The sequence below is a fragment of the Bacillus sp. FSL E2-8900 genome (genome assembly GCF_037966225.1).
Lineage (GTDB): Bacteria > Bacillota > Bacilli > Bacillales > Bacillaceae_G > Bacillus_A > Bacillus_A cereus.
On the sequence record NZ_CP150193.1, the window covers coordinates 1,763,154 to 1,788,802 of the forward strand.

The following is a 25,649-nucleotide window of genomic DNA, read 5'->3' on the forward strand; positions in this document are numbered from 1 at the left end:
CTAGTTCTGCTGTTTATTTTTTTATCCTGTTTTTTGTGAGAGTTGAGCTTGCAATTATATATAAGTTTGTCATGTGTTTTATCCATGTGTGTTTAAAAATCTTTTCGTTATCGCTCCCTTTGATAGAATCCATGTTCATATGGTTTTTTTACCGAATTTTTTAAAAATTAAATTTTATGACTTGATAATTCGTTTAAAATGATTTAATCTTATCTCAAATGATATATTTATCTATCAAAAATACTTTTGTAAAGATAAAGGAGTGATTGAGAATGTTAAACGCCCCATTGATGGTAAGCCTTTAGGTGCAGCAGCATTGAAAAGATTGGGAAGAAATGAGTGAGCTTTCACAATAAAGAACTCTATAATTTGATGTAGTGTTTGATACCTTCGATTAGATTTTTTGAAAAACAAACCAATATTAATTGAATCAAAGTTTAGAAAGTATGGTATGAAAGCAGGTTAGTGAGGGGAATTCAAAACCAATTTAATAAAAGCGAGGTAAATAATATGACTTTTGAAGAAAAATTACAAGCATATGCAGAACTTACGGTGAAAATCGGTGTCAATATTCAACCAGGGCAATACTTATTAGTCAATACATCAGTGGATGCATTGGATTTCGCCCGTATAGTTGTGAAAGAGGCTTATAAGGCTGGGGCAGGGCGTGTTCATGTTAATTTTTCGGATGAAGAAATGGAACGTGCTTACTTTGATTATGCCTCAGATGAAGAATTTAATCGCTTCCCAGAGTGGATAGTCAAAATGAATGATGAGCTGATCGAACGTAAAGGAGCACTATTAATGATAGATGCTACAGATCCTGATAAATTTACAGGTATTTCATCTGATCGTCTAGCTACCTATCAAAAGGTAGCAGGAGCTGCTCTGAGAAACAATCGCAACGCCGTAATGAAGGATTCAATAGCTTGGTCGATGGTAGCAGTTCCTTCACCAAAGTGGGCATCGAAGGTGTTCCCAGGTTTAGCAACTGAGGATCAAGTACCAGCATTATGGGAGGCTATTTTTAAAGCTGTTCGTATTGGTGACGGCAGTGCTATTGAAAAATGGCGTGAACATGTAACAAATTTAGAATCTCGTGCGGTCCTACTGAACGATAAAAAATATATGAAGCTTCACTATACAGCGCCAGGTACTGATTTAACAATTGCATTAGCACCACAGCATAAATGGGTTACTGGAGGTGGTAAAACTCCTGATGATACTATCTTTATGGCTAATATGCCGACAGAAGAGGTTTATACGTTACCGATGAAACAAGGTGTAAATGGCTATGTAAGCAATACAAAACCATTAGTTTATCAAGGGAATATTATCGATGGCTTTAAACTGACATTTGAAGAAGGAAAAATTGTTAAAGCTGAAGCACAGGTAGGACATGATTTATTACAAGAGCTTATTAATGTGGATGAAGGCTCTTGCTATTTAGGTGAAGTAGCACTTGTACCACATGAATCACCAATTTCAGCATCGGGAATTTTATATTTTAATACATTGTTTGATGAAAATGCATCGAACCATTTAGCGATTGGTAAAGCTTATCCAACTTGCTTAGAGGGTGGAAGAGATTTAGAAAACGATCAGCTTGAAACGTTAGGGGCAAATATTTCAGTAACACATGAGGACTTTATGATTGGCAGCAGTGAGATGGACATTGACGGTATTCTACCAGATGGAACTGTAGAACCAATTTTTCGTAAAGGTAGCTGGGCATTTTAAGTTTTTAATTTGAATAAAGGAGTAGAGTGGATGAAACGGTTACTAAGCATAATTGGTGCAACTATATAGGTGTTTCATCTGCTTTTGCTTAGGCTGAAAACTACCTCTTTAATTAGAAGTAAAATGCATGCAAAGGAGATAGGCCAATGAATTTCTGGGAAGTTGTTTTGATAGTAGTGAATTTTAGTCTATTGAGTTGGATACTGTTAATAGGCAGAGAAACGAAAAAGTGGTCTAAATTAGCTACTTTGATTGCCGTTGTAATGGTTACAGTTCAGTTATTGGCAGAAGGTTTTAGGTGGCAGATGATTCCGGCATATATATCCCCAGTTATCTTAATTTTATGCTATTTATTAGCTGGGCGGAAAAAGGGCTTTAGAAGTTCGGGTATATTCATAGTTAAGACTTCGTTACTATGTATCTATTTGTCTGTAGCAGTTGCGCTACCCTTACTTATGCCAGTATTTTCATTTGAAGAACCAACTGGTCCACATAGGGTCGGTACGAAGCTATATCATTGGGTTGATCATCAGAGAAATGAACCATATTCAAAAAATCCAAACGATCGGCGCGAACTGATGGTGCAAATTTGGTATCCTGCAGCTGAAAAAAGCAAGGGGGATCCAGAACCTTATATTCGTAACATAAATGAGCTCTCCAAGGGATTGGAAAAAACATTGTCTATTCCTGCATTTGCATTCAGCCACATGGAATTGGTAAAGTCTCATTCGTTTATGGATTTACAACTCTCAGACTCAGAGAATCACTATCCCATATTACTCTTCTCTCATGGTTTTAATGGTTTTCGTAATCAAAACACGTTTCAAGTTGAGGAGTTGGCTAGTCAAGGATATATTGTTCTAAGTATCGATCATACCTTTGATGCTGCAGCTACCGTCTTTCCAGGTGGTCGAACTGCTTACGTACAGCCCATCAATTTAACTGATGAAGGAGATAGTCACATAAAATTATGGGAGGAAGATGTCAGCTTTGTCCTTAGTCAGATAGAGAAACTTAACCAAAACGATGAGACCGGCTTCTTTACAGGAAGACTGGATACATCGCGAATTGGAATGTTTGGCCACTCTTACGGTGGAGCTACCGCAGCACAAATACTTGCAAAAGATTCTCGTGTCAAAGCAGCTATCAATATGGATGGTACATTCTATGGGAAAATTTTTCCTGAAAATGGAATTGGAAAACCGTTTCTGCTCATGAGTGCAGAAGAGCCTGATGAAGCAGATCCCTATGAAGTGAGGGAGCGATACGGACGTGGGTTAGCTGGTGGTGGTATGTCAATGCTCATTCCTCATACGGATCATACAAGCTTCACTGATTTACATTTGTTCTCCCCTGTGTTGCAGAGCCCAGGTGAAAATCCAAAGGAAGTTCATCGTATTATCAACGAATTCAGTCTGGCATTTTTTGACCAGTATGTAAAACAGAAGGATGACGGCTCCATCCTTAAAAGGCTGATGACCAAATACCCGGAAGTGAATTTTAAAATAAACCGATAACTTTATGCAGAAAGTAACTCGTACCATTTCCTTTGGCTCTTGTATTTATTACATTAAAGAATTTAATTTCTTCATCGTTATCTAAATAATGAAATGCTAAAAATGAAACATTCAAAGTGCTATCAGTTTCAGTAATATAATTCTTTTTGAAAAGCTACATTCAGCAGCTGGACACTTTATTTGAGATTGTTTATTATAATATCAAATGATATATTTATCTATCAAAAATGACGACTTTATACAGAAAAAGGGAGAGATTGACGATGAAGAAAGACTTGTCAGCGTTGAAGGAAGCGAGATTTAATGCAATTCTTGATTCAGCTACTATATTGCTTGTTGAAAATCCTACTGCTTCGATGAATGAAATTGCGGAATATGCGGGAATTGGAATTGCTACACTCCATCGCTACGTCGAAAGCAGGGAGAAATTGATGCTGTTCTTGGGCCATCGGGCTATACAACTGGTAAGTGATACTGTAAACCAGATTCCACTGGATGAGGAAAGAAGCGAAAACTATATCCCGGAACTCATTGAAGCGTTAATCCCTTTAGGTGACAAAATCTATTTTCTAGGTCATGATGCATCTGTATTTAACAACAAAGAATTAGGTGAAGCAGAAGAGAAGCTGAGGGAGCCCTTACGACGCGTTATTGAACTGCTACAACAAAGAGGTTACTTTCAGCAAATGGTTAGCAGCGAATGGATTTTGAATACGCTTTATGCTCTGCTTTTCCATACCTGGGAACAGGTACATGAAGGAAATGTGGCTAAAAAATCTGCTGCAGAGCTTGTTTTAAATACATTTTATTATGGTTTCAAAGCTAAGGATGAATTGAGAGGGAAGTGAACTGATTCACATCCATGATAATTAATATTAATAATATAGAAAGTGAAAAGGAGCAATAGGATAATGAATAAAATCTCTATTGTAAAGGCTGTTCATCAATCCATGGTCGGCGTCCAGCTAAATGTAATGGCATTGGAATACATGGCGTTTCCACTTGCAGGATCTGAGGAGAAGAACACAGTCGATTGGACATTTTGTAAGCTATGGCGGCAGGAGAACAACCGTTTCAGTCATCAATACGCTTATGAAGCTCAAATGGACGGGAAAACTTTAGGGATGATTACTTGCTATCCCATACCCGTTTTAAATCGTCTTGCCTGGCCCACTTTTAAACAGCTGCTTTCGTTCCGAAAGCTGGGTTTTGTTGTTTATAACATTCTGAATATCAAAATGCTTTATTCCATGTTTACCTTGAAGGAGGGAGAAGATGACGAGTTTCACATCGGAACAATTGCCTTACTGCCCGAAAGTCGAGGACTAGGGATAGGTACCAGACTAATTGAATTTGCTGAGGAACAAGCTTCGCTGCAAGGCTTTGCCCAATGCTCTCTGACGGTAAAGAAAGAGAACCAACTTGCCATTAAATTGTATCAGAGGATAGGCTACCAGATTACAGGTGAAATCAATAAACCAAAGTTATCGTTGTACAGAATGGTCAAAAACGTAGAAACTTACAACCGTTTATAAAAAAGTTGTACAGTATTAGGGTAACGCCACATGCCCATAAACTTAAGGATTCAAAATTACCCCAAAGCGAAAAAATGGACATTTTGTACAAGTTAACACAAAATTTTTAGCTTGATAGTGATGGGATGGGGCCTCTATATAAAAAAACACAGTTTACACTCAAACTGTGTTTTTTCGGCGTACAATGATTTATTAATATCTCTTTTTATTTACTTATATACGTACAGCTGTACCACTTACAGCAACCATTAACATTCCATCACGAACAACTTCGTAATCTACATCAATACCAACGATAGCGTTCGCACCTTTTTGTTTTGCAAGTTCTTTCATTTCGTCCATCGCAATATCACGGGCTTCTTTTAGCTTACTTTCATAAGCACCAGCACGGCCACCAACAACATCACGAACTGAAGCGAATAAATCGCGTACAATGTTTGCACCCATAATAGCTTCCCCATTTACAATATCAATATACTCAATAATCTCTTTACCTTGAATTCCAGAAGTCGTTGTTACAATCATGACTGACACTCTCCTAATATATTATAATTTTTGATTAGCTTTCTTATGGCTTTCTTATGCCGTAGAAAAAGTGGTTCTGTTGCCAAGAATACTCGATAGAAACATAGAGCATTTTTGCATTAAAACTTGCAATTGTCTAACATATGTTTTCCTATGACATATGCAATTGAATAAAAGTAATAGAATTATTTAGCATATGTATCGCCATAACATATGCAAGGGATCTGTTAGAAATAAGATAAGCCGCAGTAAGTATCACCGCGCCAGGTAGATATATAGCATAATCCGAAAGCTGGTTCGTATGAAGGAATGTAAAAATTAGAATCGAAATGATAGATGCAATAGCAGTACCAATATAATGTGAAAAACGATTTAATATTATATGACGAAATATAATTTCTTCAAGTATTGGACCGAGAATACCAAATACAAGTAATGTAAATATAAGAGGTATCTCCGCGCCCGTTTCAAGGAGCTGTTCTTGATTCTCTGGCTGACCAAGTGCGAGAAAACGCATAACAGTCTGTTCTACAATTACCGTAAATAAAACCACCAGAGGAACACTTACTATTTTCAAAATTGTCTTCTCTTTAAAATAAGCAAAACTCTCAATAATTTCTTTCTTAAATAAAATTATTCCTATAATAGCAGGTACAGTAAAAGCAATGGCACTAATAATAAATTCTGAGTCAGCTAAATTGCTGTTAGTTAAAAGTGATAGGCCAAATAATATGAACCAGCCAAATTGAAGTAGTGTAAAGATTGTAAAAACTAGTAGCATATTAATTTCTTTTTTATTGGTTTGTATAAAGTTCACTTTGTTACCTCCATAATTAAATTACTTAGGATCTTTGATTTTTCTTTCTGCATTAGGTTCTCCTTCTAAAATATATTTATATAAATACCGAACCGGACCGTTCGGTTCGGAAACTAATGATACTATAAGTTTCTAGTTTTTTAAACCCCTTTTATAAATTATTAATAAAATAAAAATGGTAAACAACAAATATATTTATATTTCAGTTGCTTATTTACAAGCAAATTTCAGTACTCATTCATTTTTGACAATTAGCTTTTTATAGAATGAAGTGATAAGGCTTTTAACCGCAAGGACTGCGGGAGATACCCTAATATACGAAGTGAAAGTGGGAGTAGTTCAAACACTTTAGCTAAACATATTAATAAAAATTATATATAATAATCATATGTCTATACGTTAAAATTAACTATATTTTTTACACCTCTACGATTTTAGATAAAATTAGTTGTATAATATGACTGAATTAAACAATCGGTCATGTTATTTTGACAGAAAATTCACTTAAGTTATATAGATAATATAATTTGATTAACTTCTTTTCAAACTGTATTGTTTGAGGTTTCCATAAGATAGGGATTGATAAGATATTTCTGTTCCGAACTTATTTATACTTACAAAAAAATTAAGAAAATAGAGGGTAAACATTACCTAGAATATTAGGATTGTTTTCATTAGGAGGATTACAAAGCATGACTAAAGTTGATAAGGTAAAAGAAAAAATTATTGAAACATCTTTATATTTATTTAATACTAATGGGATAACTCGCACATCCATTCAGGATATAATGACAGCTACTGAGTTACCTAAAGGATCTATTTATCGTAGATTTAAAAGTAAAGAAGAAATTGTCCTTGCTGCCTACGACAAAAGTGGTGAGATTATGTGGAGTCATTTTCATAAAGCAATGGAAAATAAAAAGAATGCAATCGATAAAATCCTTGCAATATTCCTTGTATATCAAGATGCAGCTAATAATCCTCCTATTGCTGGAGGCTGTCCATTACTTAATAGCGCAATCGAAAGTACTGGAGTATTTCCAGAATTACAAAAAGCAGCAGCAAAAGGTTATGATGATACAGTAATGTTAATGGCTTCTCTCATAAAGGAAGGAATAGAGAAACAAGAACTTAAAGAAGATATAGACATTATATCGCTCGCTTCTTTTCTTGCATCTTCAATGGAGGGAGCTATTATGGCAAGTCGAGTATCTAACGATAATATACACCATCATTATTTTATTGAACAAATAAAACATCATCTTTTCACTTATTCTAAATAAGTGAGAACTTGCATTGTTTCCATCCAATTTTTATAAAGTTAAATTGAATACATACCCCTTATAAACAGTATCTTCTGTTTATAAGGGGTATTTGAATAGTTTTTAGCAAAGGTAGTCTTTAGATGATGTTTCATGTTTCTTATTGAACGATTTCATTATATATAATAAGCGTAATAGAAGTTCAGTTAAATAAAATTCAGTAGTCGAATTTTTTTGCATAAAGCTGTATAATGCTTGTAACGAAAGGGAAATACAGGAAGGGATTTGTAATGAGTTACTATGGAAAAAGATAAACAACAATTAAGCGTTGAAGTTGCAAGATTATATTATCAATCAGATTATAGTCAGCAAGAAATTGCTAATAAATTAAATATTTCAAGACCGACGATTTCTAGATTGTTAAAGTACGCGAAAGAAAAAGGGTTTGTTCAAATTAGCATCGCTGATCCATTTGCTGATTTAGATAACGTCGGGAATTTACTGAAAGAAAAGTACAACTTGTTAGAGGCACATGTGGTATTTTCTCCAGTGCCGGAATATGCAACGATTACAGAGTATATAAGTAAATATGCTGCTGAGTATATGGAAAAGACGGTTAAAAACGGTGATATTGTTGGTGTAAGCTGGGGCATGACTATGTATGAAATCGCTAGAAAAATCGTACCGCAACATGTAAAAGGGGTAGAGGTTGTCCAGCTAAAAGGTGGTATTAGTCATTCAAGTGTAAATACATATGCGAATGAGACGATAGCTTTATTTGCAGATGCTTTTCAAACGACGCCAAGAAATCTACCTCTTCCGGTTATATTTGATAATGCAGTGACAAAAGAATTAGTGGAGCAGGATCGACATATTCATCACATTATCGAAATGGGAAAACAAGCGAATATTGCAATTTTCACTGTAGGAACAGTGCGAGATGAAGCGCTATTATTCCGATTAGGTTATTTCGATAAGGATGAAACAAATTTACTCAAAAAACAATCGGTCGGTGACATTTGTTCACGTTTCTTTGATGGAGACGGAAATATTAGTAGTGAAGAAATCAATAAGCGTACCATTGGAATTGAGTTAGAGGAACTGAAATTAAAGAAACGCTCTATTTTAGTTGCAGGTGGTAATAGAAAAATAAAAGCAATTGATGGTGCGTTACGTGGCGGGTATGCAAATGTATTAATTATCGATCAGCATACAGCAAAAGAATTGTTACATTATCAAAAAGATTAGAAATAAAGGGCGTTCTCAAGATGTTAATTTTGAGAATGCCTTTTATTTTGTTATGTATGAATGATAGGAGTCTTTTTTGAACACAAATTGCCTTTTTAAAAATAATTATGGATATGGAGATACATACTACCATTGTTAACATAAAAATTTTGATTATATATCTGAAGTGTTCTTTGTTAGAATGCGCTTTATTTGCTACAAGAAAATTACTTTTTAAAAAAAATGAACAAAATTTCAAAAGTATATTTACATTTGTTCAACTAAGAGTTAGAATGAAGTTGTTAAAAGATATGAGGAGTGAAGATAATGAACATTGCAAAGTTAATTGACCATACAATTTTAAAAGCTAATACTACTAAAGAAGATGTTATGAAAGTAATCGAAGAAGCAAAGGAATATAAATTCGCTTCTGTTTGTATTAACCCAACATGGGTAAAATTAGCGGCTGATGAACTAGCTGGACATGATGTAGACGTTTGTACTGTAATCGGTTTCCCATTAGGAGCAAGTACGACTGAAACAAAAGCATTTGAAACAAAAGATGCTATCGCAAAAGGTGCAACTGAAGTTGATATGGTAATCAACGTAGGCGCTTTAAAAGATGGTGACAACGAACTTGTTGAAAAAGACATTTATGAAGTAGTACAAGCAGCAAAAGGAAAAGCTCTTGTAAAAGTAATCATTGAAACTTGTCTATTAACAGATGAAGAGAAAGTACGCGCTTGTGAATTATCAGTAAAAGCTGGTGCTGATTTCGTAAAAACTTCAACTGGATTCTCAACTGGCGGAGCAACTGCTGAAGATATCGCATTAATGCGTAAAACAGTAGGACCAAACGTTGGTGTAAAAGCATCTGGCGGTGTTCGTACACGTGAAGATGCAGACAAAATGGTAGCTGCTGGAGCTTCTCGCGTTGGAGCAAGTGCTAGTGTTGCAATCGTATTAAATGATGCAAAAGGTGCTACAGATAACTACTAATCATTAATGAAGTCAAAAGCGATAGATACACAAAGTAAAGTGTATCTATTGCTTTAATAATTGAAAAAAATGTAAGCGGATACGAATGGGAGGAAACGGCTTATGAAATACTTAATCGGTGTTTTTGGCCTCGTATTGATTTTAGGTATCGCTTGGCTTGCTAGTAATGATAGAAAGAAAGTCAAATATCGCCCAATCATAACGATGGTTATATTACAATTCATTTTGGGGTTTCTATTATTAAATACAAGTGTAGGGAATATATTAATAAGCGGAATAGCAGATGGTTTTGGAGAGCTATTAAAATATGCTGCTGACGGTGTGAATTTCGTATTTGGTGGACTAGTAAATCAAAAAGAGTTTTCGTTCTTTTTAAGTGTATTAATGCCAATCGTATTTATATCAGCCTTAATAGGTATTTTGCAACATATTAAAGTATTACCTATTATTGTGAAATCTATCGGTCTAGCATTAAGTAAAGTAAATGGAATGGGGAAACTAGAATCATATAACGCTGTGGCATCAGCGATTTTAGGACAATCAGAAGTATTTATTTCAGTTAAGAAACAACTAGGGTTATTGCCAGAGAAAAGAATGTATACATTATGTGCATCAGCAATGTCTACAGTTTCTATGTCTATCGTTGGATCATATATGGTGTTATTAAAACCACAATATGTTGTAACCGCTTTAGTGCTTAACTTATTCGGTGGCTTCATCATTGCTTCTATCATTAACCCGTATGAAGTTACTGAGGAAGAAGATATGTTAGAAGTACAAGAAGAAGAGAAAAAGACTTTCTTTGAAGTATTAGGGGAATACATTATTGATGGATTTAAAGTTGCGATTACAGTAGCAGCTATGTTAGTCGGTTTCGTAGCTCTTATCGCATTCATTAATGCAGTATTTAAAGGTGTAATCGGTATTTCATTCCAAGAAATTCTTGGTTATGCATTTGCACCATTTGCATTTATTATGGGTGTACCTTGGCATGAAGCAGTTAATGCCGGAAATATTATGGCAACAAAATTAGTATCAAATGAATTTGTCGCTATGACAGATTTAGCACAAGGAAACTTTAATTTCTCAGATAGAACGACAGCGATTATCTCTGTATTCTTAGTTTCATTTGCAAACTTCTCTTCAATTGGGATTATTGCAGGGGCAGTTAAGAGTTTAAATGAAAAGCAAGGGAATGTAGTCGCAAGATTTGGTTTGAAATTACTATTCGGTGCAACATTAGTAAGTTTCTTATCAGCAACAATCGTTGGCTTACTATTTTAATAGATTCATATAATATAAAAAGGAATGGTGATTGTAATGAGAATGGTAGATATTATTGCAAAAAAACGTGACGGCAAAGAATTAACGACTGAAGAAATCAAATTCTTTATTAATGGATATACAGACGGAAGTATTCCTGATTATCAAGTGAGTGCGCTTGCAATGGCAATCTTCTTTAAAGATATGACAGATCGCGAACGTGCAGATTTAACGATGGCGATGGTTGAGTCTGGAGAAACGATCGACTTATCAGCAATTGAAGGGATTAAAGTAGACAAACATTCAACTGGCGGTGTTGGTGATACAACAACATTAGTATTAGGACCATTAGTTGCTGCTTTAGATGTACCAGTAGCAAAAATGTCTGGTCGTGGTTTAGGACATACGGGCGGAACAATTGATAAATTAGAAGCGGTAGAAGGATTCCACGTTGAAATTACGAAAGAGCAGTTCATTGATATTGTAAACCGTGACAAAGTAGCTGTTATTGGGCAAACAGGAAACTTAACACCTGCAGATAAAAAAATCTATGCATTACGCGATGTAACCGGAACGGTTAACTCAATTCCTTTAATCGCAAGTTCAATTATGAGTAAAAAAATTGCAGCTGGTGCTGACGCAATCGTACTTGATGTAAAAACAGGTGCTGGCGCATTTATGAAAACAGAAGAAGATGCAAAAGAATTAGCACATGCAATGGTACGTATCGGAAATAATGTAGGACGTCAAACTATGGCTGTTATTTCAGATATGTCACAACCTCTTGGATTTGCGATTGGTAATGCTCTAGAAGTGAAAGAAGCGATTGATACGTTAAAAGGTGAAGGTCCAGAAGATTTAACAGAATTAGTACTTGTATTAGGAAGTCAAATGGTTGTACTTGCGAAAAAAGCAAATACGTTAGAAGAAGCTCGTGAAATGCTAATTGAAGTGATGAAAAACGGAAAAGCAATTGAGAAATTTAAAGAGTTCTTAAGTAATCAAGGCGGAGATAGCTCAATTGTAGACAATCCAGAAAAAATGCCACAAGCTAAGTATGTAATTGATGTACCTGCAAAAACTTCAGGTGTTATTTCTAACATTGTTGCAGATGAGATTGGTATTGCAGCTATGTTACTTGGTGCAGGTCGTGCAACGAAGGAAGATGAAATCGATTTAGCGGTAGGTTTAATGTTACGTAAAAAAGTTGGCGATGCAGTAAAAGAAGGCGAGCCATTCGTAACAATCTACGCAAATCGTGAAAATGTAGAAGATGTAAAAGCAAAAATTTATGAGAACATCTCTATTGCTGAAACAGCAGTGGCTCCTAAATTAGTTCATACAGTTATTACTGACTAATCATCATTTCATTTACTTTAAGGGGGAAATAATATGGATAAGAAAAAATATATTGAAGAAGCAAACAAGATGTTATCGAAAGCGTATATTCCGTATTCTAAATTTCCTGTTGGCGCAGCGTTAGTTACGAAAGAAGGGAAAATCTATACTGGTTGTAATATAGAAAATGCTTCTTACGGTTTATGTAACTGTGCAGAAAGAACAGCAATATTTAAGGCAGTATCAGAAGGTGAGCGCGATTTTAGTTATTTAGTTATTACAGGAGAAACTGATGGACCTATTTCACCATGTGGTGCGTGTAGACAAGTAATTGCTGAATTCTGTGATCCGAAAATGCCTGTATTATTAACGAATGTAAAAGGTGATGAAAAAGAAGTGACTGTTGAGCAATTACTTCCAGGTGCTTTCTCAATAGAAGATTTAAAATAAGTTGAAAAGTGAACTGCACCTCCAGTTGTTAGACACGCATAACAATTGGAGGTGCAGTTTTTTTACTTTATATTGCGGTGAATTATTTACTGATATTTTGTCCCCTTTTTCATCAATTTATTATTTTACCACATGTGAAATTTTAAAAATTAAATATTAATGTAGTGTAAGTACAATATAAATTCCCAATTAATATTAAAAGATGATAGGCTATTTTTATAATTGAATTACCTTTCGTACTCTAAAAAACACCCTACCAACAAAGGTTCTCTATCAATATAAAAATCTATACTAATATGGTATAAATTTCATGCTCTATTAAGTATAGAAGGGGTTTATACGATGGGACAATTTCAAAGTAATTTTCAAAGCGCTACACAAATCGCAACGCAAATGAGGGCAGCTTCAGATACAATCCAAAGCGCAACAAATCGTTCTATAAAAAAGGCGACACGTACTACGCTTTCAGTTAATTCAAAAGCACAAGAAGCGAACCAACAAGTTTTAGATTTGACGAAACAATTATCCACCGCCTTTCAACAAGCGGTCGATAACATTCATTCGGTAGCCAAAGAGTTTGAGAGAATGGATCACGAGCTTCACAATACTTTCCGCTAATATGACCACCTTCGTAAAGATAAAACGGTAGGAGGAAAAAAATGGATCGAGATATCAAAAACCAAATTAAACAGTTAAATCAAAAATTACGAATTGTATTTGAAGAACAGGACCGAAATTAATCCGCGCTTCGAACTCAGGAACAAGCGGAAGCTGATTTTCACGAATTGAAAAATCGAAGCAACCGCTTATTTAACCGTATTTTAGAAACTTGGCACAATGATAAAGAGTTATCTCATTTCTTTATAAATATCCGTCAAGAAGCACAACACATTGAGCGAAAACTTACATTGAATGCAAAAGATTGGAGTACATGGCCGGGGCACCCTAAATACGGTAATGTTCCGGAAATTATAAGACTAGAAATGTTAGAACGTGAAGCAGTGGCTAGAGAAGCTTTGAAAAAATCAATAAAAGAGAGGTTACAATCCATTGAAAACAATAGTTAAAAATATAGGTGGTAAAAAGATAATAGCTACAGCAGAAGAACATTTAGGCCCCCAGATAGAAAAGTTATTGTATTTGCTAACTAAAGTAGAAGATAACAAATTAGTTGATAGATTTTCTATGCAAGTTGGTTGGTCTATTTTTGTTCTATCCAAACGTGAAGATGGGTATCATATTATTGCCCCAGATTATACAAAAAATCCATTTAAGGATACTACAGATGATCTAACAATTGCTTTATGGGTGCAATTAGAACAAGTACATTGTTTACGTCAGTTAAATATTGACGGTGAAACAATAAAGTTTAGCGATAAAATAGTGACTTCAAAAAATGTGTTACAACTAGATGAGGTTTATTTACAAAGAGCTAGGGATTGTGACAAAGGTGATTCTGGTTGGTATATCGGTCCTGTCGATGAAACAGAAGAAACTGACGGTGAATTAGAAGTATATTACGCATATCAGCTACTAAAAATTAGACCTTCAATTATTCAAGTTTTAGCCTTACCTTATGAATATCTGGTAGTTTTTGAGAAAGATAAAATCAAAGCCATTTTAGATGATAATGATGTCGATGTTTGGAATGGAGTTACAAACTAAGATTAGTTAAGTTCTAAAATAATTGAGAGGGCTTAACCGCATGAACTCAAAAATCCCGGAAATTTTAGGAATATTAGACGGTTATGAGAAAAGGGTAATTTTAGTAATTATAGAAACTGAAGCAATGGTTTAAATTAAGCTAGAAACTTACAGGATGGAAAATAATCAATAATGAATAAATTATAAAAGAGCATCCCACCATTAAAAACTGAACTGCACCCCAATTGTTAGACACAGTCTAACAATTGGAGGTGCAGTTTTTCTATGGTTAAATTCACAACTGATGAAAAAATATACATCGTTCAACGTTATTTGAACGGAAATGAAAGTTACCGAGAAATTAGTAAAGCTATTGGTATAAGAGACACCGTAATTTTGAAATGGGTAAACCAATATAAACAAAATGGCTTTTTATTTGAAAATAGGATGTAATATTTTATTCATATTCCGTTCATAAACTTTCCGTAAAATGATTGCAGCGAATATAGAAAGTTTACAACAGGAGGAATAGAATGAAGAAATTATATAATGCGGCATTTATTTACTTAATTATTGGTTTATTATCAGGTGTATTTGCAAGAGAGTATACGAAAGCACAAGGAATTAAAGGATCCACAATGTTGCAATTAGTGCATACACATGTATTAGTGCTCGGTTTTGTATTCTTTTTAATTGCTTTAGCTTTATGTAAAGTGTTTCATGTACAAGAAACAAAGAGCTTTTGTGCATGGTTTGTTGTTTATAATGTAGGAGTAATCTTTACTATTGCTACAATGCTATGGAGAGGTCTTCTACAAGTAAATGGAACTGACTTTTACGGTTTAAGCCATATGGCTGGATTAGGTCATGTTATTATAAGTATCGGGCTCGTTTGGTTTATGATTTTGCTAAAAAAGTCATTTAAATAGATAGGAGTGGAAAGTATGATAGCACTTTTATCAAGTGTCGTAGCAGTTTGTATGGCTGTTGGGGTAATATTTCTACGTTTTAAAGCAGCGAAAAAGCCGGTAACGAAAAAGAAAATTATATTGCCGCCAATTTTTATGAGTACAGGCGGGATGATGTACTTTTTACCAGAGTTTCGATTAACATCGTTAGAAATAGTCGAGGCAATTAGTATAGGGCTTATCTTTTCTATTTTTCTTATTAAAACAACTAAGTTCGAAATAAAAGGCGAACATATATTTATGAAACCGTCAAAAGCATTCATATTTATTTTAGTAGGCTTATTAGCTGTACGCGTGGCATTAAAGTCATATTTAAGCCAATCAATTGATTTGGCAGAGTTAAGCGGAATGTTTTTCTTACTTGCATTTGCGATGATTGTGTCGTGGAGAATTGCGATGTATCGCTCGTTTACTAAATTAGAAAAGACAATAAACAGAGCTGGAATTTCTATATAGGAAATCCAGCTCTGTTTATGTTTTATTAAAATTCTTTAGCGCGGAACTCATTTGCTTAATTTTAAACGTATTTGAGCATCTTGTAATGCGGCTGGTGTAACGTTAAGACCATTTTGATCAACAATTTTTGTGTTTAATAAAATGGAATCTAAGCTTCCACGAAATGTTTGTGTATAGTTTTGACGCAACATTTGTTGTTCTTGTTTTTCATCAACTGTTAATCCAGTTGCTTTTTCTTTTTTGGACAATTCGTTAATACGGAATAAAATATTTTTCATTTGTTTCACCTCTAGTTAGATTTAATTACATTAGTTACTTACTAATGTATAGTTATTTTAACCTATCTTTTAATAAGTGTCAATGTCTATAAAATGCCTTGTTTTGTAAGTGTATGGGGTGAGAGAGAATGTAAATGACTACTAATACTTGAAATAGAAAAGATGTTAATATACAATACCGTAGTAGGGTATAAAATTGTTGTTTTACATTATGAAAGAAATGAGCACAAAGGAGTATGTAATAATGAATGCAGTAATTTCAAAGAAAGAAACAATCATCTCATATACGATTGCTATTTTATTTATTTTAGCCATGGTAACAGCGGGTGTGTTATTAAATGATCCAGAAGTCATTTTGCCGGAAATAGCGGCGATGGCAATTGCTTTATGGGCGTATCGTGAGCCAGGATGGTTAAGACAACCAGAAAAAATTTTTATTGCACCGTCAATAACAGCTGTAATCGGTTTTATGGTGAATCAAATGGATATAGCCTATTTAGGGAAAGTAAGCTTAACGCTTGTATTCATGATGCTGTTTTTGCGTGTAATTCAATCCAATTTAGCACCATCAATTGCGACAGGTTTATTACCATTAGTAACAAATGCGACGGAATGGTCATTTGTTATCGCGGTCTGCGCTTTAACATTTATATTAATGGTTGGTGTACTTATATTTAAATTGAACAGTGGTCTGGAGCGAAAAGTGAATATACAGTATAAGTATATGATTGTATTTCTAATACTAAACTTTGTGTGGATCAGTTTATGTTGGATAACTGGTTATGAACAATTAGCAGTTATTCCACCAATATTAGTTGTCGTGTATGAATCACTTCAAAAGCCGATGTACAATGAAAAAATGGCTTTTAAACAAATAGTCGTATTAACTGCATCTGCAACTGTTGGAACAATATTGTACTTTGCGATTGATTCATGGATTGTAGTCACTTTATTAAATATGATATTAATGCTTATTTTATTAAAAATTGTTGGTGTACGTATTCCAGCAGTGTATGCATTTCCATTATTGCCGCTCGTATTTCCAGATGGAATGATAAAGATGTTACCAGTAGCTTCATTTGTTGCGGGAGTATTTTTATTTGGTGCAGTACTACTGTATAAAAAGTGGGAGATGAAGCAAAAGGGCATGGCAATGTAGATAGAGTAAAGATAGCTTTTAATTAGTAAAATAAATAGACACCTGTGAGTGTCTATTTATTTTATGAAAAATTTAGTTTAATTCATTTAAGTAATGAACAAGTGCCGATGCTTTAGAGAAAAATGGAGAATGATCAGCTTCTAAAGTAATAACTTTCTTGCAAGGTGTTTCTGTATTCATTCGGCGCTGAAAATCAATTGGAATCGCTCTATCTAGAGTCGTTTCAATATAAATGCGATCTATGGCTCCAAAGTTTTCTTCAGATATTTTCAGCTCTTGTTGGAAGGGTCCTAGTGGTTGAGGACGCATTTGATTAAAAGATGCTTCTTTAATAGAACCGTCTTCTGTAGCATTTAAAAATGTTTGTTCAATTAGATTAGGTATAAGTTCAGCAGTCAAGTCATTTTCATTTATAGTGAATTGCGGGCCATCTTCTCCGTCTAATTTACTACCAAGACTTTCTCCGTTTTGTGGTAAAAAGGCACAAAGATATACTAATTTATCGATTTTATTTGGTATAAGTTCAGCAGTTTGAGTAATAACGATTCCACCCATACTATGTCCAACAAGAATAACCTTTTCATTTTGTTGATTTATATTAGCTGTTACTGCATCAACATAGGAATCTAACGTTATATTTTGTGAAGGAGTTGTATCTTTCCCACTTCCAGGTAAGTCTAGTGTAATAACAGTGTGACCTAAAGCCTCTAGTTGAGGTTTTACTAATTCCCATGCCCATTCACCTTGCCATGCTCCATGTACTAAAATGTAAGTACTCATTTAATCAACACTCCTCTAGGGTATATAAGTTTCATCTATTTGTAATATTGATGATGTATACTCAGTGTAAATGAAGTGGTTTCATAAATATAATGAAGGTTATTTATAGATGATATAAATATATTTTATATAAGGAGAACAGAATGAATGTTTTTGATTTTAAAGTCTTTACATATGTGGCTCGTTTAAATAGTATTAGTCTGGCAGCAAAGGAATTACATATGACACAGCCAGCAATAACCCATATTATTAACAAATTAGAGAAACGATATGCTATAACGTTATTTGATCGCTCTAGACAAGGAACGATTCTAACTGAAAATGGCAAAGAATTTTTAGTTGGTGTGAATCGACTTCTAATGGAGTATGAAAAACTTGAGGAAACAGCTTTCCAGTTGAAAAATAAAAGCTTGTATAAAATTGTACTAGCTACGTATCCTTCCATTACTGTATATTGTTTGGCGGAGTGTATTCAACTAGGGAATATTGATCATAGTCAATATGTACTTGCAGTTCGAGAAGGAAGCTATCAAGAAGTGTTAGATTGGCTATCATCAGGTAGTGCAGATTTTTCTATTTCTATAAAAGAAAATTTAATACAAGGATTTCATTATGATGTCATTGGTGAAGATCCGTATGTTATGGTTTCTTCAAAAAAAGTTCCGCCTAACCTTACTATTAATGATATAAAAAATTATCCTTTTATTATGCCGCTTTCTGGTTGCAAAGAAGTGCTCGAACCGTATTTGATGAAAAATGAAATAACAGTTAATAAAGTGATGGAGTCAGAATCAATTAGTTCAGCATTAGCACTTACTATACAAGTTAATGGCATAACAATCGTTCCGTTATCAGGACTACATAAGCAAATTATTCATGACTTCATTGTACAGCCGATAGAAATTACAATTCCACGACAACTTATTATGCAATGGTCACCTAAAAAAGAGAATGACCCGCTGTTTCTCGCGTTTGTTAAGAACTTATTAGCTCAACTACAGCAAAAGAAAAAATGAATATAATATTACAAAAGGTAAGCTCGTTTCACTGAAGCTTATCTTTTGTATGTATTACCAATAAAGAGCGGTATCATAAAGTCCGATTAATATAAGAAGAACACCGGCTACCTGTTGAACGCGTTTGCCAATATTCCTACTTTTTTTAAGTAATGTTCCATTTAATCCAAGATAAGAGATGATGAACATAATTCCAACGATAGGGAGAGCAGTTCCTAGCGAAAAGAATGTTGGAAACAAGTAACCATAATTATATGAGAAAGATAAAGGGATTAACGTTCCAAAAAATAGAACGAACATGGTCGGACAAAAAGCTAAGGAAAAGAAGAATCCAAGTAAAAATGAGCCAGTTTCATTTTGTTTTCTTATAAATTTGATTGAGAAGAAGTTTCTTGCTTTTATAATACCTGCCAACATTAACCCCATTAAAATTAATAGGGGTCCCATCATTTTGCGTAACCATGGGAAATACAAAGTTAATATTTGCTGAATCTCTTTTCCTAAAAACCATACTAATAGTCCAAGCGTCGTAAAAGCCATTATTTTTCCTAAAATGAATAAAAGTATATGTTTCCATACATGTCCTTTTTGTAAAGATTGGTTGCTATAAAGTGTAATAGCACTAATGTTTCCTGTTAATTGACAAGGAGCAAGTGTACCTACAATGCCTAATAAAAACGCAAATAAAAGAGGTACTGATTTCGTAGCATTCGCGGCATCCATTAAAGGAGACATGAGTTGATAGCTCCATTCACTAATTATTGAAAACACGTTATATTCACCCTTCTAATTAATTTGGAATATTCCTTCTTTAGTAAGCTGCTTCCATGTTTTACCCTCATCCGTAGAAAGGAACACATTTGCTTTCATTGTAGCAAATACAATTTCAGCTGAATTTTGAGGGTTTTGTGATATATACATAATTGTATCTTTAGGATCTAAAGGTGGAATTTGTATGTTTGTCTCCTCATTTGTAGCAATTGATTTCTTCGTTACGATTTGCTTATTGATAGGCGCGTAAATAACATCTTCATTACTTAATGTAATTGCGGTCGATTCAAGTGATTTAGCGAATATTTCAAACGTATTTCCGTAATCTGTAGATAAGTAAACACCGTCTTTGGCACTTACTGCGACTACACTAGATTGATTCGGATGTACGGAAAAGGAATGAATCGTACTTGAAAGACCTTTTAACTTACTATTTTCCCAATCTTGTCCGTTGTTCGTACTGAAATAAAAACCTTGTTGTAATTTAGAATTTGGACGCTCATTGTATAAATAAATTGCTTCTGTATTATATCCGACAGCAAGGTTATGAAAATCAGATTCTCCGTAAAATGCTAGCTTTTCAAGAGTATTACCACCATCAGAACTTTTCAATAATCCTAAAGGGTTTTTTAAATTTGCACCTGGTTCAGGGTGACCGCTGGCAAAGAATCCGTTCTTCGTTGCCTGAAATCCCATATAATCATGTAGCTCAGTCTTAGTTTCAAACCATTTGCCATCTTGATAAACTTTTATCCCGCTATGAGTGGCAATAGAAACACCTAGCATATTTCCTGCATAGCCAATTCCATGAATGTGCTCGATTTTTCCAGATGTAATTTCTTTATAGGAGTCTTGCGGATTCGTATTTGCTGTTTTTGTATTTTTTGGTTGAGATTGCGCCGTTCCTTTCTTCACTGGTGCTGTTTCGACGTTGCTAGAACATCCTGAAATTATTAATAAAGAAGTAATTGCTAACCCTGTTGCTACATAATGTTTCAAATTTGTAGGCCCCTTTCCTATATACGTGATTTTAAGTATATGGAATAAATGTCAAGAAATTGTGGAGTGGTATGCATAATTTAGCGTGGAAGGGACCTTAGTAATGAAAATTCTCCTTTGGCTATGAGTACTATTAATTGACGAAAAATTATAACAATAATAGAATGAATTGTATTGATGATTAGTTTCACAAGCATACATAGAACACTAGGGGGATTATTATGAAATCAACATTTTTTGCTCAAAATAGAGAACGATTAGCAAACACATTACCAGAGGGATCTATTACGATATTATTTGCGGGACAAGCACCGCATATGTCAGCTGATGCACATTATAAATTTGTACCGAATCGTAATTTTTACTACTTAACGGGAATCGATGAACCAAATGTTATTTTTATGCTGAAAAAGGTTGGAAGTAGTGTTGAAGAAACACTTTTCATTGAAAAGTCAGATCCAGTAATGGAAAAATGGGTCGGTAAAACAGTTTCTAACGAAGAAGCAGAGAAAATTTCAGGTATAAAGAAAGTTGTATATTTAGATAGCTTTGAAAAGACAATGTCAAATATACTTTTTACAGAAAATGCGAAGCATCTATATTTAGATATAGAACGTCGTGATTGGAATGGTACGGAGACAAAAACATTAGCATTTGCTAAACATGTAAGAGAAAAATACCCACACGTAACAATTGGTAATGTATATCCGAACATTTGTGAATTACGAGTATTTAAAACAGAGGAAGAAATTGAAATTATTAAAGAAGCGATTGCTGTAACGAAAGATGGTATTTACAATGTGTTAAAAAATGCAAAAGCAGGCATGATGGAGTATGAATTAGAAGCTCAATTTGATTTTACACTGAAATCATCTGGCATTAAGCACCATGCGTTCAATACAATTTTGGCGAGTGGGAAAAATGCTACAGTTCTTCATTATGAAGATAATGATGCACAAATTCAAAATGGTGACTTAGTATTACTAGATTTAGGTGCTCAAAAAGACTACTATAACGCTGATATTAGTTATACATTCCCGGCAAATGGAACATTCTCTAGTCGTCAAAAACAAATTTATAATATTGTATTAAAAGCATTAAAAGAAACAACAGCACTTATTAAGCCAGGATTAAAGTTCGCTGCATTAAATGAGCATACAAAAAAAGTACTGGCAGAAGAGTGTAAAGCAATTGGTTTAATTCAAGAAGATGAAGAGTTATCAAAATACTATTATCATGGTGTCAGCCATTTCCTTGGTTTAGATACACATGATGTAGGAACATATAAAGATAGAGTGTTAGAAGAAGGTATGGTTATAACAATTGAACCTGGTCTTTATATTGAAGGAGAATCAATTGGAATTCGTATTGAAGATGACATTCTTGTAACGAAAGACGGGTATGAAAACTTGTCAAAAGATATCATTAGGGAAGTTGAAGAAATTGAAGAATTTATGAGTGTAAATAATGAACATGTAAAAGGAAACCAAGCTGTAGTTAAATAATAAAAGAGTCATCACTAATTTATTTGAACTTTATCTCGAATCGTGGACAATTAAAAAATCCATGATTCGGGATAGGGTTCTTTTCTTCGAAATACTAATCTTTAATTATTAATCCTAATAAAGTAGCAAACTGAACAGCTTGATATGTTGATACTTTACATCCTCTTAAATCGTTCACTGAAACTGTAAGTGTATCAAAGGTAGAAGAACTAATATCTATCCCCTTCAGTGATGTCTGATCAAAATTAGCTTCATCAAGACTACATAATTGGAATTCAACTTTTTTAAGTTTACAGTCAAAAAAATCTGCATTATTTAATGAAGTTTCATTGAAGATGATTTTTTCTAGTTTGGAATTTCCAAATGCCGCTAAATTCAAAATTGAATTCTCAAATTTAACATTTCCTAAGCTAGATTCTGTGAAATTTACTCCGATTAATTTACTGTTTTTAAATTCGACTCTGTGAACAGAAGAATTGCTTAAATTAACATTTGATAGATCACAGTTTTCAAAACAAACATCTGTAATATCAATATTGCTAAAGTCTGTATTAGTAAACTTACAGTTTTTTATCACCGCATCATATAATCGCACTCTATCTACAGATTCATTTTCGAAAGTGGAGTCTATAATTTCACACACTTCCAATGTTGGATCTTCTTCATAAAAAATATCTTGAAAATTCTTTGAAGATAACTCTGTTGAAATTTTTGGTCTATCAATTTTCATCGTATATCAATCCTCTTCTATTTGATATATTTGTGTAATTTGAGTCCATTGTTTCCTTGTGAGGAACATTAGTTCTTATTATACAAAAATCTAAGTTCTTTTGTGAAGAGCATTTTAGCTACATTTTTCTTATTTAATAATAGCAGTGTTATTGTTTCTTAAGAAATAACGTCAAAATAAATATGAAAACGGCTAATATAGTCGCTACAAGGGAAGTATTTTATACTTTTAAAATATTCGCCTCTTGTAATGTCTCCGCTTTTAGTAATCTTCCAATTAGCTTACGTATTATCTAATTACATCTCCTTATTTTCTTGAAAATCAAGTTCTATAATGATTTTGAAAAAGAAAAAGGAGGGATTTTCCATGAAGCGATTTGTATTAACAGCTGTTACGGTCTCTGTAATATTTTTAATTGCTGCATGTTCTTTGGCCACAAATACAACAAATGATCATAAAAATATGAAAGATAAAAAAACAATACAGGCTGAAACAGCTACAAAACCATTGAAGGTTGAAAAAGGACCAGAAGTTACTTTAGTAGCGAAAGAAGAAAAGCAAAAGTTAGGTAACGGTGTTATTGTTCCAGTCTGGACATTTAATGGCTCATCACCTGGTCCAGAAATTCGGGTGAAAAAAGGTGAAAAGGTGAAAGTGACATTAAAAAATGAATTATCTGCACCAGTATCTATTCATTGGCATGGATATCCTGTCCCAAATAACATGGATGGAATTCCAGGCGTGACACAAGATGCAGTTGAACCAGGAAAAAGTTTCACTTACGAATTTGAAGCGAACGTACCAGGAACGTACTGGTATCACTCGCATCAAGATTCTGTAAATCAATTAGATAGAGGTTTGTATGGAGCGCTCATTGTAGAAGATACAAAGGAAAAATATGATAAAGATTACACATTAATGTTGGATGAATGGGTTACAGATAAAGAAGAAATGAATAAGCAGTTAAAAGAAATGACAAAAGGGCAAATAGGTAATAAATCTAAAGGTAATGAAAATGAGGAAAAGAATGATGATAAGAACGGCATGGCTCATTCTGGTATGGACATGGGCAGTGATCAAAAAGACTCTGGCAATATGGCGGGAATGGACCATGGAAATATGAAGATGGAAGGTCATGATATGAGTATGTATGATTTATTCACAATCAATGGAAAAAGCGGTGATTTAGTAGTGCCATTGAAAGTGAATAAGGGAGATAAAGTTCGTCTTCGACTCGTTAATGCTGGTTATCTATCACATGATATACATGTTCACGGTCATGATATAAAAGTAATTGCGACAGATGGTCAACCAATAAATGATCCAAAAGTTATAAAGGATAAAGTAATTTCAATCGCACCGGGTGAACGTTATGATATTGAATTTACTGCTAATAAAACTGGGAAATGGTATGTTGAAGACCATTCGAAAAATAAAGGTGCAAAAGGAATGAAAGCTGTTATTGAATATGATGGCAGCAAAGAGATGAAAGATAAAGCAGACGAAAAAGAAAAATTACCGAAAGTAGATATCATGAAATATGGTACTAAAAAATTAGGAAGTTTCCCGTTAAATCAAGAGTATACTGCCACATATAATATGGACTTAAATACGCAAATGAATGGAAATGAAATGGTATATACAATTAACGGAAAGGTATTTCCGGATATTGACCCAATTCAAGTAAAAAAGGGTGATTTAGTAAAAGTGAAGTTGGTAAATCGTTCTAAAATGGATGATCACCCAATGCATTTACATGGTCATTTCTTCCAGGTGTTGAGTAAAGATGGAAAACCGATAGAAGGTTCTCCGATTGTTAAAGACACATTGAATTTGAGGCCAGGAGAAGAATATGAAGTAGCCTTTGTAGCAGACAATCCTGGTGAGTGGATGTTCCACTGTCATGATTTACACCATGCTTCAGCTGGGATGGTAACAGAAGTAAAATATACAGATTACAAATCGGATTATGTTCCAAACCGAAACATTCCTAATAAGCCAGAGTAATATTAAGCAGTTATCCTATGGATAGCTGCTTATTCATTTTTGTTGCAAGTACTAATGTATATGTTGGTTATGCCCAGGTGAAGGTGCAGGAGTATGATCTGGGAATGTCGTAAATACGGCAACGATAATTACTACACTAATTGAAAGTAATAACAAAAAACGCTGTTGGATAAAAGTAGAAAAGTTCTCCGATAACAATTGAATCACACAGGACATAGTAATCGTTATAGTAAGTAAAAGGCTAATGAACAATATACTATGAGCTTGTTGAGCGTTTAACATTTCTGTAATCATTGCTCCCATCATACTTGCCATTAATCCAGAGAACATTCCTTCTAAAGCAGTATATAGGTGAAAACGTAGACCGATTAAGAAACCGATAAAACCACTAATTAAAATAGCAAGCAAAGTAGAATATAGTAATTCCCCCTTAAAGAGAATGCCTAAGTAAAAACCAATACTTAAACCAATACTCATACTAAAAGACATAATAAATACCATATACTCCATTAGGGTACCCTTACGTTTAGAAATATAGGATGTAATAAGAATCGAAGTACAGCAAAGTGTTAAGGTAGTTAACGTATAAGCAAACATTATGATACCTCCTTGTCCTATCGTTCATTTCATCATATGTTTATATGGAGGGTACTTATGCTTATT

General features: G+C 34.0%; 26 protein-coding genes and 2 pseudogenes. 20 read left to right on the forward strand and 8 right to left on the reverse strand.

Annotated elements, in window-relative coordinates; all coding sequences use genetic code 11:
* The first annotated feature begins 510 nt into the window (after positions 1 to 510).
* The 4 genes from NST90_RS09145 to NST90_RS09160 all read left to right on the forward strand — a co-directional run bounded on the left by NST90_RS09145 (position 511) and on the right by NST90_RS09160 (position 4,792).
* The gene (locus tag NST90_RS09145) at positions 511 to 1,740 is read left to right on the forward strand and encodes an aminopeptidase (protein ID WP_000141971.1); all 1,230 of its coding nucleotides are present in this window, start codon (positions 511 to 513) and stop codon (positions 1,738 to 1,740) included.
* 146 nt (positions 1,741 to 1,886) lie between these two features.
* The gene (locus NST90_RS09150; protein ID WP_001012292.1) at positions 1,887 to 3,257 is read left to right on the forward strand and encodes a carboxylic ester hydrolase; all 1,371 of its coding nucleotides are present in this window, start codon (positions 1,887 to 1,889) and stop codon (positions 3,255 to 3,257) included.
* Between the two features lie 263 nt (positions 3,258 to 3,520).
* A complete protein-coding gene (locus tag NST90_RS09155; protein WP_000710978.1) occupies positions 3,521 to 4,105 on the forward strand; it encodes a TetR/AcrR family transcriptional regulator in 585 nt (194 codons plus the stop codon).
* A 63-nt stretch (positions 4,106 to 4,168) separates the two neighbouring features.
* On the forward strand, positions 4,169 to 4,792 hold the full coding sequence (locus NST90_RS09160) for an N-acetyltransferase (RefSeq protein WP_339201361.1): 624 nt from the start codon (positions 4,169 to 4,171) through the stop codon (positions 4,790 to 4,792).
* 213 nt (positions 4,793 to 5,005) lie between these two features.
* On the opposite strand, the gene NST90_RS09165 is transcribed toward NST90_RS09160, so the two are convergent.
* The gene (locus NST90_RS09165; protein ID WP_000637507.1) at positions 5,006 to 5,317 is read right to left on the reverse strand and encodes a heavy metal-binding domain-containing protein; all 312 of its coding nucleotides are present in this window, start codon (positions 5,315 to 5,317) and stop codon (positions 5,006 to 5,008) included.
* A gap of 151 nt (positions 5,318 to 5,468) precedes the next feature.
* Entirely contained in the window at positions 5,469 to 6,134 is a 666-nt protein-coding gene (locus tag NST90_RS09170) for a type II CAAX endopeptidase family protein (protein ID WP_001009381.1), read from the reverse strand.
* A 692-nt stretch (positions 6,135 to 6,826) separates the two neighbouring features.
* Here NST90_RS09170 and NST90_RS09175 point away from each other — a divergent pair.
* The 12 genes and pseudogenes from NST90_RS09175 to NST90_RS09230 all read left to right on the forward strand — a co-directional run bounded on the left by NST90_RS09175 (position 6,827) and on the right by NST90_RS09230 (position 15,741).
* Positions 6,827 to 7,417, forward strand: coding sequence for a TetR/AcrR family transcriptional regulator (locus NST90_RS09175; RefSeq protein ID WP_000169644.1), 591 nt, complete (start codon positions 6,827 to 6,829; stop codon positions 7,415 to 7,417).
* Positions 7,418 to 7,696: 279 nt separating this feature from the next.
* Positions 7,697 to 8,644 carry a sugar-binding transcriptional regulator gene (locus NST90_RS09180; protein ID WP_000409780.1) on the forward strand — a complete coding sequence of 316 codons (948 nt, stop codon included), beginning with the start codon at positions 7,697 to 7,699 and terminating at the stop codon, positions 8,642 to 8,644.
* A gap of 306 nt (positions 8,645 to 8,950) precedes the next feature.
* On the forward strand, positions 8,951 to 9,622 hold the full coding sequence (deoC, locus tag NST90_RS09185) for a deoxyribose-phosphate aldolase (RefSeq protein WP_001017441.1): 672 nt from the start codon (positions 8,951 to 8,953) through the stop codon (positions 9,620 to 9,622).
* Between the two features lie 102 nt (positions 9,623 to 9,724).
* A complete protein-coding gene (locus NST90_RS09190) occupies positions 9,725 to 10,906 on the forward strand; it encodes a NupC/NupG family nucleoside CNT transporter (protein WP_000876188.1) in 1,182 nt (393 codons plus the stop codon).
* 36 nt (positions 10,907 to 10,942) lie between these two features.
* Positions 10,943 to 12,244, forward strand: coding sequence for a pyrimidine-nucleoside phosphorylase (locus tag NST90_RS09195; protein WP_025710128.1), 1,302 nt, complete (start codon positions 10,943 to 10,945; stop codon positions 12,242 to 12,244).
* Between the two features lie 33 nt (positions 12,245 to 12,277).
* Complete coding sequence (locus NST90_RS09200; RefSeq protein WP_000358532.1) at positions 12,278 to 12,673, forward strand: cytidine deaminase; 396 nt, start codon at positions 12,278 to 12,280, stop codon at positions 12,671 to 12,673.
* Positions 12,674 to 13,015: 342 nt separating this feature from the next.
* Positions 13,016 to 13,291, forward strand: a complete 276-nt coding sequence (locus tag NST90_RS09205) for a TIGR04197 family type VII secretion effector (protein WP_016122301.1) — start codon at positions 13,016 to 13,018, stop codon at positions 13,289 to 13,291.
* A gap of 41 nt (positions 13,292 to 13,332) precedes the next feature.
* Positions 13,333 to 13,581 (forward strand): annotated as a pseudogene (locus NST90_RS09210) (DUF3958 family protein); the annotation flags it as partial.
* A gap of 142 nt (positions 13,582 to 13,723) precedes the next feature.
* On the forward strand, positions 13,724 to 14,338 hold the full coding sequence (locus tag NST90_RS09215) for a hypothetical protein (protein ID WP_006919945.1): 615 nt from the start codon (positions 13,724 to 13,726) through the stop codon (positions 14,336 to 14,338).
* A 264-nt stretch (positions 14,339 to 14,602) separates the two neighbouring features.
* Positions 14,603 to 14,746 (forward strand): annotated as a pseudogene (locus NST90_RS09220) (transposase); the annotation flags it as partial.
* Between the two features lie 104 nt (positions 14,747 to 14,850).
* A complete protein-coding gene (locus NST90_RS09225; protein WP_000737876.1) occupies positions 14,851 to 15,246 on the forward strand; it encodes a DUF2871 domain-containing protein in 396 nt (131 codons plus the stop codon).
* 15 nt (positions 15,247 to 15,261) lie between these two features.
* Positions 15,262 to 15,741, forward strand: a complete 480-nt coding sequence (locus NST90_RS09230; RefSeq protein WP_283748211.1) for a cytochrome c biogenesis protein CcdC — start codon at positions 15,262 to 15,264, stop codon at positions 15,739 to 15,741.
* A 47-nt stretch (positions 15,742 to 15,788) separates the two neighbouring features.
* Here NST90_RS09230 and NST90_RS09235 read toward each other — a convergent pair whose 3' ends face one another.
* The gene (locus NST90_RS09235; protein ID WP_000789783.1) at positions 15,789 to 16,019 is read right to left on the reverse strand and encodes a DUF896 domain-containing protein; all 231 of its coding nucleotides are present in this window, start codon (positions 16,017 to 16,019) and stop codon (positions 15,789 to 15,791) included.
* Between the two features lie 244 nt (positions 16,020 to 16,263).
* Between NST90_RS09235 and NST90_RS09240 the strand changes: the two genes are divergently transcribed.
* Entirely contained in the window at positions 16,264 to 17,178 is a 915-nt protein-coding gene (locus NST90_RS09240) for a hypothetical protein (protein WP_000994721.1), read from the forward strand.
* A gap of 72 nt (positions 17,179 to 17,250) precedes the next feature.
* Here NST90_RS09240 and NST90_RS09245 read toward each other — a convergent pair whose 3' ends face one another.
* A complete protein-coding gene (locus NST90_RS09245; protein ID WP_025710127.1) occupies positions 17,251 to 17,958 on the reverse strand; it encodes an alpha/beta fold hydrolase in 708 nt (235 codons plus the stop codon).
* A 143-nt stretch (positions 17,959 to 18,101) separates the two neighbouring features.
* On the opposite strand from NST90_RS09245, the gene NST90_RS09250 reads away from it, so the two are divergent.
* Entirely contained in the window at positions 18,102 to 18,974 is an 873-nt protein-coding gene (locus tag NST90_RS09250) for a LysR family transcriptional regulator (protein ID WP_070179205.1), read from the forward strand.
* Positions 18,975 to 19,028: 54 nt separating this feature from the next.
* On the opposite strand, the gene NST90_RS09255 is transcribed toward NST90_RS09250, so the two are convergent.
* Together NST90_RS09255 and NST90_RS09260 are read right to left on the reverse strand one after the other, a co-directional pair.
* Positions 19,029 to 19,745: a sulfite exporter TauE/SafE family protein gene (locus NST90_RS09255; RefSeq protein WP_222124715.1), complete on the reverse strand. Its 717-nt coding sequence runs from the start codon at positions 19,743 to 19,745 to the stop codon at positions 19,029 to 19,031.
* 15 nt (positions 19,746 to 19,760) lie between these two features.
* A complete protein-coding gene (locus NST90_RS09260; protein WP_025710125.1) occupies positions 19,761 to 20,744 on the reverse strand; it encodes a F510_1955 family glycosylhydrolase in 984 nt (327 codons plus the stop codon).
* 221 nt (positions 20,745 to 20,965) lie between these two features.
* Here NST90_RS09260 and NST90_RS09265 point away from each other — a divergent pair, with 221 nt between their 5' ends.
* The gene (locus NST90_RS09265; RefSeq protein WP_000842971.1) at positions 20,966 to 22,249 is read left to right on the forward strand and encodes an aminopeptidase P family protein; all 1,284 of its coding nucleotides are present in this window, start codon (positions 20,966 to 20,968) and stop codon (positions 22,247 to 22,249) included.
* Positions 22,250 to 22,343: 94 nt separating this feature from the next.
* Here NST90_RS09265 and NST90_RS09270 read toward each other — a convergent pair whose 3' ends face one another.
* Positions 22,344 to 22,979 carry a pentapeptide repeat-containing protein gene (locus tag NST90_RS09270; RefSeq protein WP_025710123.1) on the reverse strand — a complete coding sequence of 212 codons (636 nt, stop codon included), beginning with the start codon at positions 22,977 to 22,979 and terminating at the stop codon, positions 22,344 to 22,346.
* A gap of 366 nt (positions 22,980 to 23,345) precedes the next feature.
* Between NST90_RS09270 and NST90_RS09275 the strand changes: the two genes are divergently transcribed.
* On the forward strand, positions 23,346 to 24,986 hold the full coding sequence (locus NST90_RS09275) for a multicopper oxidase family protein (protein ID WP_000820026.1): 1,641 nt from the start codon (positions 23,346 to 23,348) through the stop codon (positions 24,984 to 24,986).
* A 51-nt stretch (positions 24,987 to 25,037) separates the two neighbouring features.
* Here NST90_RS09275 and NST90_RS09280 read toward each other — a convergent pair whose 3' ends face one another.
* Positions 25,038 to 25,583: a hypothetical protein gene (locus NST90_RS09280; RefSeq protein ID WP_000458541.1), complete on the reverse strand. Its 546-nt coding sequence runs from the start codon at positions 25,581 to 25,583 to the stop codon at positions 25,038 to 25,040.
* Positions 25,584 to 25,649 lie beyond the last annotated feature (66 nt).